The 12,275-nt window shown below is 38.0% G+C and carries 11 protein-coding genes and 1 riboswitch; all 11 genes read left to right on the top strand.

Annotation, left to right across the window (positions count from 1 at the left end; genetic code table 11):
- Positions 1–58 precede the first annotated feature (58 nt).
- The 11 genes from BCR25_RS01710 to BCR25_RS20920 all read left to right on the top strand — a co-directional run bounded on the left by BCR25_RS01710 (position 59) and on the right by BCR25_RS20920 (position 11,894).
- Complete coding sequence (locus BCR25_RS01710; protein WP_069661870.1) at positions 59–1,810, top strand: ABC transporter ATP-binding protein; 1,752 nt, start codon at positions 59–61, stop codon at positions 1,808–1,810.
- Positions 1,810–3,594: an ABC transporter ATP-binding protein gene (locus BCR25_RS01715; RefSeq protein WP_069661871.1), complete on the top strand. Its 1,785-nt coding sequence runs from the start codon at positions 1,810–1,812 to the stop codon at positions 3,592–3,594. The genes BCR25_RS01710 and BCR25_RS01715 overlap by 1 nt, the downstream gene beginning before the upstream one ends.
- Positions 3,595–3,833: 239 nt before the next feature.
- Positions 3,834–4,766 carry a thioredoxin-disulfide reductase gene (trxB, locus tag BCR25_RS01720; protein ID WP_069661872.1) on the top strand — a complete coding sequence of 311 codons (933 nt, stop codon included), beginning with the start codon at positions 3,834–3,836 and terminating at the stop codon, positions 4,764–4,766.
- Between the two features lie 77 nt (positions 4,767–4,843).
- On the top strand, positions 4,844–5,236 hold the full coding sequence (locus BCR25_RS01725) for a DUF1398 family protein (RefSeq protein WP_069661873.1): 393 nt from the start codon (positions 4,844–4,846) through the stop codon (positions 5,234–5,236).
- Positions 5,237–5,338: 102 nt separating this feature from the next.
- Positions 5,339–6,349, top strand: coding sequence for a LacI family DNA-binding transcriptional regulator (locus BCR25_RS01730; protein WP_069661874.1), 1,011 nt, complete (start codon positions 5,339–5,341; stop codon positions 6,347–6,349).
- Positions 6,350–6,413: 64 nt separating this feature from the next.
- Positions 6,414–6,728, top strand: coding sequence for a PTS sugar transporter subunit IIB (locus BCR25_RS01735; RefSeq protein WP_069661875.1), 315 nt, complete (start codon positions 6,414–6,416; stop codon positions 6,726–6,728).
- A gap of 67 nt (positions 6,729–6,795) precedes the next feature.
- Positions 6,796–8,136, top strand: coding sequence for a PTS sugar transporter subunit IIC (locus BCR25_RS01740; RefSeq protein ID WP_069661876.1), 1,341 nt, complete (start codon positions 6,796–6,798; stop codon positions 8,134–8,136).
- A gap of 20 nt (positions 8,137–8,156) precedes the next feature.
- The gene (locus tag BCR25_RS01745) at positions 8,157–9,257 is read left to right on the top strand and encodes a DUF871 domain-containing protein (protein ID WP_069661877.1); all 1,101 of its coding nucleotides are present in this window, start codon (positions 8,157–8,159) and stop codon (positions 9,255–9,257) included.
- Complete coding sequence (locus tag BCR25_RS01750) at positions 9,250–11,262, top strand: alpha-amylase family protein (RefSeq protein ID WP_069661878.1); 2,013 nt, start codon at positions 9,250–9,252, stop codon at positions 11,260–11,262. Before BCR25_RS01745 ends, BCR25_RS01750 begins: the two co-directional genes overlap by 8 nt.
- A 15-nt stretch (positions 11,263–11,277) precedes the next feature.
- The gene (locus BCR25_RS01755) at positions 11,278–11,622 is read left to right on the top strand and encodes a PTS sugar transporter subunit IIA (protein ID WP_069661879.1); all 345 of its coding nucleotides are present in this window, start codon (positions 11,278–11,280) and stop codon (positions 11,620–11,622) included.
- A 68-nt stretch (positions 11,623–11,690) separates the two neighbouring features.
- Positions 11,691–11,894, top strand: coding sequence for a SemiSWEET family sugar transporter (locus tag BCR25_RS20920; RefSeq protein WP_379975144.1), 204 nt, complete (start codon positions 11,691–11,693; stop codon positions 11,892–11,894).
- 59 nt (positions 11,895–11,953) lie between these two features.
- A riboswitch (M-box (ykoK) riboswitch) is annotated at positions 11,954–12,122 on the top strand.
- Positions 12,123–12,275: the final 153 nt, after the last annotated feature.

A 12,275-nucleotide genomic window follows, 5' to 3' on the forward strand; every position in this document is an offset into this window, starting at 1 on the left:
AAAACAACGCAGAAATGATGTGAGCAGCAAGTAGCAAGGTTAGAAGAGGAGAATGTACATGTCTATATTTAAAAAATTAGGTTGGTTTTTTAGGCAGGAAAAGAAAAGCTATTTTATTGGTGTCTTTTCATTGATCATGGTGGCGCTAGTCCAACTTGTTCCGCCTAAAGTTATCGGGATCGTTGTGGATGAGATCGCGGCTAAGCAGTTAACGATCCAGCCGATATTGTTTTGGGTGGGGGTTTTATTGGCAGCAGCTTTAGCTCAATATATTTTTCGTTATATTTGGCGGATGCATATTTGGGGAAGTGCAGCCCGACTGGAAAAGAATTTAAGACGGCAATTATTTCATCACTTTACAAAAATGGATACGGTTTTTTATCAGAATCATCGTACCGGAGATTTAATGGCTCATGCAACGAATGATTTAAATGCGATTCAAAACGTTGCTGGAGCGGGAATATTAACATTCGCAGATTCATTGATCACAGGTGGCGCAACGATTGTTGCGATGATCTTGTTTGTTGATTGGCGTTTAACGCTGATTGCATTGATACCGCTACCTTTATTGGCGGTAACTTCAAGAGTCTTAGGCTCAAAATTGCACGATGCTTTCCGTGATTCACAGGCAGCGTTTTCAACGATCAATGATAAAACACAAGAAAGCATTACCGGTATGAAGGTCATCAAAACTTTTGGGCAGGAAAAAGAAGATATTCAGGATTTTACTGAAAAAATCGATGATGCGATCGTGAAAAATAAACGAGTAAACTTTTTAGATGCGTTATTTGATCCGTTTATCACATTGATTATAGGGATTTCCTATGTGTTGACGATTATTATCGGTGGACGTTTTATTATGGCAGGAACGATTACGATCGGACAGCTGATTTCTTTTATCAGCTATATTGGTATGTTGGTTTGGCCGATGTTTGCAATTGGTCGTTTATTTAACGTTTTGGAGCGAGGAAATGCTAGTTATGATCGAGTCAACGAACTTCTTCATCAGAAAACTCATATCATAGAGAGAAAAGACGCGATCCAAAAACCAGCCAAAGGTCAATTGTCGATCGAGGTAGCTGCATTTACTTATCCGAAAGACAAAGAAACTACCTTAGAGCAAATCAAATTTGCACTTAATGAAGGGGAAACTCTGGGAATCGTTGGTAAAACTGGTGCGGGGAAAACAACGATCCTCAAACTGTTGATGCGGGAATATGATCAATATCAAGGTCAGATAATGTTTGGTGGACATAATATCAAAGACTATTCATTGGATGCGTTAATGCATTCCATTGGTTATGTACCGCAGGATCATTTCCTATTTTCGATGACGATTCGTGAGAATATTCGTTTTGCAAATCCAGATTTCACAGAAGCACAGGTGGAACAAGCGGCGGAAATGGCGTTTATCAATAATGAGATCAAAGCCTTTCCTAAGGGCTACGATACGCTTGTAGGAGAACGAGGCGTATCATTATCAGGTGGACAAAAACAACGGATCTCGATTGCCAGAGCATTGATCGTTGATCCTGAATTATTGATTTTAGATGATGCGTTATCTGCTGTGGATGCGAAGACAGAAGAAGCGATTCTTTCAAATCTAAAAGAAGCCCGCAAAGAGAAAACAACGATCATTGCTGCTCATCGTTTAAGCAGTGTAATGCATGCCAAAGAGATCATTGTTTTAGAAGAAGGAAAAATCGTTGAACGTGGTACTCATCAGGAGTTACTGCACTTGGCTGGATGGTACAAACGAATGTGGGATAAGCAGCAATTAGAAGCGAAAATCGAAGGGAGTGATGCGTAATGGAAGAAAAATATGAATCTGAATGGACGAAATCAGTACCACTAAAAGAACAAGTCACTATTGTCAAGCGGCTGCTTAGGTTTGCGAAACCATTTCGTTGGACATTTTTATCGGCTATCTTCTTTGCGCTGATTCTTTCGATTATCAATATTATCCTTCCAAGAATTATTCAAATGTTCATGGATGATTATTTAACGCCAAAAACGGCAACGAATCAAGTGATTTTCTTTTTTGCTGGGCTCTATCTATTTGGTGTGATCGTAAAAAGCGTGATTTGGTTTTTTCAATGGTTTTTATATTCTTTGGCGTCATTAAAGACGTATCAGTATATTCGAGTGAAGCTGTTTGAAAAGCTGCAGACCTTGGGGATGCGCTATTTTGATCAAACGCCAGCAGGCTCGATCGTTTCGCGTGTCACAAATGATACCGAAACGTTGTTTGAATTTTGGTATGTATTTTTGATGGTGCTGACAGGTCTGTTTGCAGTTGTTTCCTCCTTTATAGCAATGTTTCAGATCAATGGAAAAATTGCGCTATATAATTTGCTTTTTTTACCTATTTTGTTGATCGTTATTTGGTACTATCAGAAATTTAGTTCTAGAATTTATCGGAGTATGCGAGAAAAACTGAGCCAGCTGAATACGAAATTAAATGAATATATTTCAGGAATGCAGATCATTCAGCAGTTTCGACAAGAGCAGCGGTTAGAAACAGAATTTGAAGAGACAAATAATAACTATTTGCGTACACGCTTTTCGATGATCCGCACGAATTCGTTATTATTGGGACCGATCATCAATTTCTTATATACATTGGCAATTGCTCTGTCTTTAACACTTTTTGGGTATGATGCACTGCATTCACCAGTAGAAGTTGGCTTGATTTATGCCTTTGTTACGTATGTACAAGCATTTTTCAATCCGATGACACAAATGATGGATTTTTTAAGTGTCTTTACGGATGGCATGGTTGCTGGTAGTCGGATTCTCAAAATTTTTGATAATCAAGAATTGACACCACAGCAAAATGCTGATGCAGATGCGGAGATCACCGAAGGAAAAATCGAGTTTCGAAATGTCAGTTTTTCTTATGATGGTAAAAATAATGTGTTGAATCACATCAGTTTTATCGCCTATCCAGGAGAAACTGTGGCTTTAATTGGCCACACTGGAAGTGGAAAAAGCTCGATCATTAATGTGTTGATGCGTTTTTATGAATTTTATGAAGGTGAAATTTTGATTGATGATCGTGATATTCGCGAGTATCCACTACCAGAATTACGTAAAAAATTAGGACTGGTTTTACAAGATGCGTTTATGTTTTATGGAGATATCGCTGGAAATATTCGGATGTTGGACCCTAGTATCACGGATGAGCAAATCGAAGCTGCAGCAACTTTTGTTCAGGCGGATAAGTTTATCGAAACCTTACCGAATAAGTATCATGCTAAGGTGATTGAACGTGGTGCAAGTTATTCTAGTGGGCAGCGTCAGCTCATTTCATTTGCACGAACCATGGTTACAAATCCTAAAATCCTTGTATTGGATGAAGCGACAGCAAACATCGATACAGAAACAGAAGGATTGATCCAAGAAGGATTAGCAAATATGCGTCAAGGAAGAACAACGATCGCAATTGCGCACCGTTTATCAACGATTCGCGATGCTAATCTAATTCTAGTTTTGGATAAAGGCAGAATCGTAGAACGAGGCAATCATGAACAATTATTAGCGAAAAATGGTCTTTATGCGGATATGTATCAATTACAAAATAGTGAAGGCTAACTTGAGTAACAAAGTGAGGATAAACGGAACATTTACGTTGTCCTCGCTTTGTTTTTTTACTTTGAATAATACTTGAATCAACAGTTTAAAGACTTAAAGAAGCATGCTATAATTAAAAACGTTAGTGACTAATAATTCTGTCATGGAAAACCAAGATCATGGTTGGGCAGAAAGATAGACAATCGTCTATCTAAGTAGTAAAGTAAATGTACTTGAAAAATTCGGAGGTTGAAAGACTTATGTATGATGTAATTATAATTGGAGCAGGACCAGCTGGAATGACCGCAGCATTGTACGCGTCTCGTTCTAATCTATCTGTATTGATGATTGAACGCGGAGCACCAGGTGGACAGATGAACAATACCGCAGAAGTAGAAAACTATCCAGGTTTTGATTCGATCATGGGACCTGAATTAGCTTATAAGATGTACGAAAATGTCGAAAAATTCGGTACTGAAAATGCATATGGTATCGTGATGGATATTAAAGATCAGGGTGCTTATAAAGAAGTCATTTGTGACGATAAAACGTATCAAGCAAAAACGGTGATCATTGCTACAGGATGTGAACACCGTAAATTAGGTGTCAAAGGAGAAGAAGAATTTGCTGGACGTGGCGTTTCTTATTGTGCAGTGTGTGATGGCGCATTTTTCCGCAATAAAAAATTGCTAGTGATTGGCGGCGGTGATTCAGCTGTTGAAGAAGCAATTTATTTAACGCAATTCGCATCAGAAGTGGTCATTGTTCATCGTCGTGATGAATTACGTGCACAAAAAATTATTCAAGATCGTGCGTTTGCTAATGAAAAGATTTCTTTTGAGTGGAATACAGTATTAGAAGAAATCGTTGGCAATGATATGGTCGTGACTGGCGGACAATTGAGAAATGTCTTAACGGACGAAGTAAAAACGATTGATGCAGACGGCGTTTTTATCTATGTAGGACTTGACCCGTTGACAGAACCATTCAAAAAAGCTGGACTTACAAATGCGGAAGGCTGGATCGAAACGGATCAAGACATGAAAACAAACATGCCTGGCGTTTTTGCAATCGGTGATGTTCGTGAAAAAACATTACGTCAAATCACCACAGCAGTTGGTGAAGGCGGAATTGCCGGACAACAAGTATACAAATATATTGAAGATCTGGCAGAAGTTGAAGAAGTAAAATAGATCATTGATAGGATCTAAGCCAAAGCATTTGAAGTTTTGGTTTAGGTCTATTTTTATCCAATAAATGGAGGGAAATCATGGGTTTAGTGCTGAAAGAAATTGAAGAAATTGTCAATAGTGAAAAAAATGCTGGTGAGTTTGCAGAGCTGATTCGAGCATTCAAAAAGCTTGGTATTGAAAAATATGATTATTTTGTAGCAGACGGATTCTATCGATATTATGATGAGGATTCAGTGATCGATAGTCAAATGAATGGTCGTCCGCAAGTTGTTGCAGCTAAAGCTTCTTTAACTGCAATCAAACACGCCGTTTTAAAAGCACAGTCGGGAAAAATAACATTTGAGGAATTTACTGAGTTGGCAGGTGCATCTGGTGTTCTTTACTGGTCTGCTGATTTGGTTGAAATGAAAGTGGAATATATCGATCAAAGTGGAAATATTCTTTTAAGCGAACCGATCCCCGAAGGATAGACAAAAATAAATAACTGACATTTCGCTATTTATCATTGAAATAATTTTAAACCTTCGTTAGTATGTAGATAGGAATAATTTAGAAAGGAGGGCTAGTATAATATGGCAACAATCAGAGAAGTAGCAAAAGAAGCCGGTGTCTCTTTAGGAACTGTTTCACGATATCTAAATGGGCACCAATTAAAAGAGACCAATATGAAGAATATCCAAGCGGCGATCGAAAAACTTGGCTATGAAGAAAATATCATCGCCAAAGGCTTAAAGAATAATAAAAGCCTGTCTATCGGTGTCGTTATCAATACATTAACAGATGTGTTCGCAACGTCGATCGTGACCTATTTAGAATCATACTTAGAGGAAAATAATTATAGCCTGATCCTTTGTGATTATCAAAATGATCTAAGCAAACTTGAAAAGAAACTAGAATTTTTACGTTCCAGATCAGTTGATGGGGTAGTTATTTTTCACCTAGAAGAAAAACTGGCTGTTTTGGATAAATTTAGACAAGAAGGAACGCCGATTATCGCGGTGGATGCACCAATAACTAATTTTCAAACTGCTACTGTATTAGTCGATAACTATCAAGCGTCCTACAACGTTGTGGAAAGACTCGCTGAATTAGGTCATAAAAAAATTGGGATCATCGCTGGAAGCCAAGACCGTTTTATTGGACGTGAACGTTTAAATGGCTATGTAGATGCGATGAAAAAGCTCGGCTTATATGAACCTTCGATCATCAAAATCGGAGATTACAAAAAGGAATCAGGCTATTTGAATGCCAAACAATTATTAGCAGAAGAGAAAATCACTGCGTTATACAGTACGAATTACTATATGACATTAGGAGCGGTGCAAGCAATTTATGAGCGTCAGTTGATTATACCAGAAGATGTGTCTGTTATTGGGTTTGATCATTTTGAATTGAGTGATATTTTGCAGCCTAAGCTGACCGTGGTCGAACAACCTGTTCAACAAATCGGAGAAACAATCGGAGCGTTATTGATTCAAAAAATCAAGCACCCTGAACAAGTTGAAAATTCAGTAATGGAGCTTCAAACAAGCCTTTTATGGCGTGATTCTATTAAAAATTTGAAAAAAGGACTTGTAAATTAAGCGTTTGCATATTATAATTACATCATAAAATTGAAACGGTTCAAAAATAAGAGGAGGATATTTTATGAAAGTATTATTAGCGTGCGGCGGCGGGATGAGTTCTTCAATTTTAGCGGAAAACTTAGTAGCAGAGGCAAAGAAAAATGGCGATGAAGATTTTTACATGGAAGCAACAGGCACAGAATCAGTTGGACTTAAAATGCAGCAGGAAAACTGGGATGCACTGCTTTTAGCGCCGCAAGTCAGTTTTAGAAAAGCATATTTACAACAAGAAGCAGATGCTAAAGGAATTCCCTTAATTCCAATTGAAGGCGTTTTATATACACCTATGGGAATTCCAGATCTATATCGTTTGATCAAAGAAACAGTAGGAAAATAAAAGAGTAAATGACTTTTATTTTCTTACACTAAAATTGAAACGGTTCAAAAAACGAGAGGAGAAAAAAATGAATACAAAAGCAAGTAAGTTTAACTTTAACAAAGTAGTTGAAGTCATGGGGAATATTGCTAATAATCGTTATTTGACAGCTGTCAGAAATGGAATGAGCGTAATCATTCCTGTGACGATCATTGGTTCAGTATTTATTATTATGCTGAATTTACCAATTGATGCGTGGAAAGATTTTATTGCACCCTATGCGGAGAATCTAAAAATCCCAATGATCTTTACGATGGATTTCATGTCCGTTTATGTATGTATCGGAATCGCTTCTAGTTTATGTGAAGATTATAAGCTAGATAAAGTGTCAACAAGTGTACTGGCTGTTTTAGCATTTTTAATCGCAGCGATCACACCAGGAACGATTGATGCAGATGTTGCAGAAAAAGCTGGATTGACTATCAGTGGAACGGTTCTACCGATGGGGAACTTTGGTGCGGGTGGCTTATTTACAGCTATTATTATTTCGATTTTTACAGTAGAAGTTGTTCGTTTTTGTGTAAAAAGAAACATGGTTATCAAGATGCCTCATGGAGTACCCACATCTGTAATCAATTCATTCGCGGCACTGATTCCAGGAGCACTCGTAATTGTAACCGCTTGGGTGATCAAAGTTGGACTTAATTTTGATATTAACAGTGCATTGCAATGGGTCTTTTCACCGATCCGTTACTTTGCAGGAGACAATGTTTTATCTGTAATCGTACCGATTTTGTTGATTACGATCGTTTGGATTTTTGGGATTCATGGAATGATCATTGCCACACCGATCTTGTATCCTTTCTGGTATGAAAATTTGAATGCCAATATCAATGCGGCAGCAGCTGGAACTGCGATTCCACATTTTATGACCGAGCAGTTTTTCCAATGGTTCATTTGGATAGGCGGCGCAGGAGCGACGCTATCTTTAGCCTTTTTGATGGCCTTTTTCGGAAAATCGGAGTTTTGTAAGAAGATGGGGAAATTTACCTTAGTACCTGGTATTTTTAATATTAATGAACCGTTGATTTTTGGTGTACCGATCGTTATGAATCCATTCTTTGCGATTCCGTTTATCGCAGCGCCAGTCGTCATGGGGATCATCACATATTTAGCTATGGGTGTCTTTCATTTAGTCAATTATCCGATTGCTATTGCTCCGTGGACACTTCCGGCTCCAATCGGCGCAATGATGGCGACAGGACTTGATTGGCGGGCTGCGGTATTGGCAATCGTCAATATTGTTGTTGCAGGCTTCATTTACTTACCATTTTTTAAAGCGTTCGATAAAAGTATGGTAGAAAAAGAAATCGAAGCTAAAAGACAAGAAGAAGCAGTAGTCGAAGAAAAAACAGCAATACAAGCATAATAGAGAAAGCAGGAATGATCATGTTAGGAATTTCAATTTATCCGTACAAAGAGAAGCAGGAAGAAACGCTGGCATATATTGATTTGGCAGCAAAATATGGCTTCGGTCGTGTGTTTACCAATCTTTTGATGATTGAAAAAGGACAGGAAGACAGTGTGATCGATTCGCTGAGAACGGCGATCCAGCATGCGAGAAGTTATCAAATGGAAGTCATTTTGGACTTAAATCCAGCTGTTTTCGATCAGTTGAGCATCAGTTATCATGATCTTTCTTTCTTTAAGGAAATGGGTGCAACAGGTATTCGTTTAGATTCCAGTTTTGATGGGTTGGTAGAATCCTTGATTACCTTTGATCAAACGGATTTAGACTTAGAAGTCAATATTAGTAATGATACGTATTATCTGGAAAATGTTCTTTCTTACCAACCCAACAAGAAGCGAATCATCGGCTGTCATAATTTTTATCCGCAGCGTTTTACCGGCTTAGATTATGATTATTTCATTAAATGTTCAGAAAAATATAAAGCATTGGGTTTAAGAACGGCTGCCTTTGTTAATTCTCATGAAGCAAAACACGGACCACATCCATATACAGATGGATTGTGTACACTTGAATCTCATCGAGATCTATCGATCGTGCTGCAAGCCAAACACTTTATTGCGACAGGCTTGATCGATGATATCATTGTGGCAAATGCGTTTGCTTCTGAAGCAGAGTTAAAAGCGCTGAGCCAATTATTGACAAATCAGTTGCAATTTGATGTTGTTTTTGCTGAAGGAACGACAGAACTTGAGAAGGATGTTGTGTTAAACCATCAGCATTTTAACCGTGGCGATATCAATAGTTACAGTATTCGTTCGACCTTTGTTAAGCTGGAATATCAAACAAGTGACATACCAGCAAATAATACAGCTGAACAAGTTGTTTTGGGCGATATTACGATCGGTAATAATTCATTTGGACAATATAAAGGTGAGTTGAATATCGTCAAGCAAACTATGCCAAATCAACGTGGTGAAAAAAATGTTGTTGCTAAAATTAGCTCAGACGAACTCTTTTTGCTTCCGTATATCAAACCGTGGTCAAAATTTCAATTTCGGGAGGCAAATAGTAATGAGTAAGCTAGCATCACGACAAGTTCATTTGGATTTCCATACTCCAGAACTGCCTTTTGAACTTGGGAAAAATTTTGACAAGCGCGTGTTCCAGCAAACGTTGTTAAAAGCAGAAGTTAATTCTATTACCTTAACGGGCAGATGCCATCATGGACATATTTATTATCAAACTGATTTGCCGGCAAAACATCCTCAGATGAAAAAAGATTTTCTAATGGAGCAGGTCGATGCTTGTCATGAAATAGGAATCAACGCGCCAATTTATTTAAGTGTGGGCTGGGATGCGTATGCCGCAGACAAGCATCCTGAATGGCTGGAACGAAAACCAGATGGTCAGATGTATGGTTTTGAAGACTATGGCCAATTAGCGCCAGGCTGGAAAACGTTGTGTTTTAATACACCTTATTTAGAGTATTTAAAAGGACAGATCGAAGATACGATTCAACATTTTAAAGAAAAATTAGATGGATTGTTCTTCGATATTGTTTGGCAGGATCCGTGTTGTTGTAATGATTGCATAAAAAAGATGTCAGCTGAAGGGTTTGATCCTAAAAGTGAAGCGGATCGGGCTGCGTTTGCTAAGGAAACAGAGCAGTTTTTAAAGGCAGAAATTCATCGGACGATCAGAAATTTAGCTCCGAACTGCCCGATTTTCTTTAATGAAGGAAATATTTTGCCGAGTATTCGTCCCAATTTAGACCAATACAGTCATTTGGAAATTGAATCATTGCCCAGTGGAGAATGGGGCTATCAGCACTTTCCGACTGTGGTGCGCTATGCTAAAAATTTAGGGAAAGAGTATTTGGGAATGACGGGAAAGTTTCATAAAGTTTGGGCGGATTTTGGAAGTTATAAGAATCAAGCAGCTTTAGAATACGAGTCCTTTTTAGCGTTAGCTCATGGAGGAAACTGTTCGATTGGAGATCAAATGTATCCAGATGGTACATTACAAGATGCAACCTACACGCTGATTGGGAATGTGTACAAACAAGTCAAAGAACTTGAATCTTATAATACAAATAGTCAGTCGGTTACTGAAATTGCAGTACTTCATCCAGGAATTACGGCTGTTAGCACAGAAAAAGTTGATCTGGCTTTGGCTGGAGCAGTAAATATATTGAACGAAGCACATTATCAATTTGATATCGTCGATCAATGGATGGACTGGTCAGCGTATAAGTTACTGATTTTACCTGATAAGCTTGTTTTAACACAGGTATTGGCAGAAATGGTTCAGGAATATGTCGATCAAGGGGGAAAAATTTTAGCAACGTATCATAGCGGTTTGATCGAGGAAAAGCAGTTTATCCAAGCGTTAGGTGTTAGAAGCAAAGGGGAACATAAAACAGTTCCTATGTATGGATATTTCGATCCCATTATATTTTCAGCTTTGCCGCAGGGAGAACTGGTGATGCACGGCAAAGGCATGATCGTTCAAGCATTAAATGCACAAGTGAAAGGTGAAGAAGCTGCTCCATTGGTTGAACGAACATATCAACATTACTATTCACATTTTCAGGCACCAGTGGGGGAAAAAACAGGTAATCCGCTTGTAACTGTTAATGAGCAAGCCATTTATTATACATTTCCATTATTTGAAATGTACAAGACTCAAGGCGTGAAAGCTTATAAAGAGCTGATTTTAGCTGGAGTGGATCATTTATTAAATGGAGAAAAGCTGCTGAAAAGCGAGTTGCCAACTACGGCAGACACAGTAGTGAATCATCAGCCGGAAGAAAAACGAATCGTGTTGAATGTATTGCATTATATTCCCGAAAGACGTGCAATAACAGTTGATACGATCGAAGAAAAAATTCCATTATACGATCAAACGATCGAACTGGACTTACTGACGATCAAACATAAAATCGCTTTAGACGAGTGTCTGATCAAAAACGTGGTTCAAGTAACAAATGATCAGTCGTTGTCCTTTGAAATTGTTGCAGATAAATTAATTTTCACTATCCCAAAAATAGACGGGTATGAAATCATTACGATAAACTATGAATAGGAAGAAGTGAAGAAAATGGACGGATTAGAATTAGTAGCTTTTAATATTATAAGTACAGTTGGAACAGCAAAATCAAAATTAATGGAAAGTATGGCTTGTGCCCGTAATGGTCAATTTACCGAAGCGGAAGCATTGATCGGAGAAGCAAATGAAGCATTACAAGCAGGAGAAAAAGAACATTTTACGGTAATCACAAAAGAAGCGAAGGAAAAAAATATTGAGCTAACATTATTGTTTATGCATGCGGAAGACCAACTGATGACTACTGTGGTTTTACGAGATCTGGCTAATGAATTAGTGGAAATGAATAAAAACATCTATCTATTAAAAAATAAAGTAGAAGCGTTAGAAAAACAATGATCACACTGTTAGGAATATTCGCTGGATTGTGCACGAGGATATCGTTTATCCCCCAAGCGATTTAAACAATCAAAACGAAAAACACAGAAGGAATCTCATTGATTACCTACATCTTATTTTTTATTGGCGTTTCTTCTTGGGTCATATATGGTGCGTTGAAAGGCGATATAGCGGTGTTAGTGACAAACATTGTGACGTTAGTACCATGTTCTATCATTTTGTGGTTGAAATTAAAAGCTGTAAATATAAAAAATGATATTTTTTTTAAATAAACCATTGAGTTTCTTTTGACAATAGCAGCAATATGAACTATGATAGATATGGATAAAAACTGAATAATTGTTAGGTGAGGCTCCTATATGGACACAGGCTGCTGCCGCGAAAGAATCGAGAGACTCTTAGTTGGTTGAACAGGAATGATCGTGAAGGTCATTCATAACGTAGCTGATAAGAAATTATCTACGCCCTATAGTGCTAAAGCTCAACGATAGAGAAACTTTTATTAAAGTTGTAAATTTACGCACACTCTATTGTTGAGTGTGCGTTTTGCTTTGAATCACTACGACTGGTCGCAAAGCGAACAGAGTAGATGATGAAAAGTACTTGGCGACCAAAGGGAGCGAAGTTCCGCAAAAAAAAAACAGGCAAGTTAG

This window comes from Enterococcus termitis (assembly GCF_001730305.1).
Lineage (GTDB): Bacteria > Bacillota > Bacilli > Lactobacillales > Enterococcaceae > Enterococcus_L > Enterococcus_L termitis.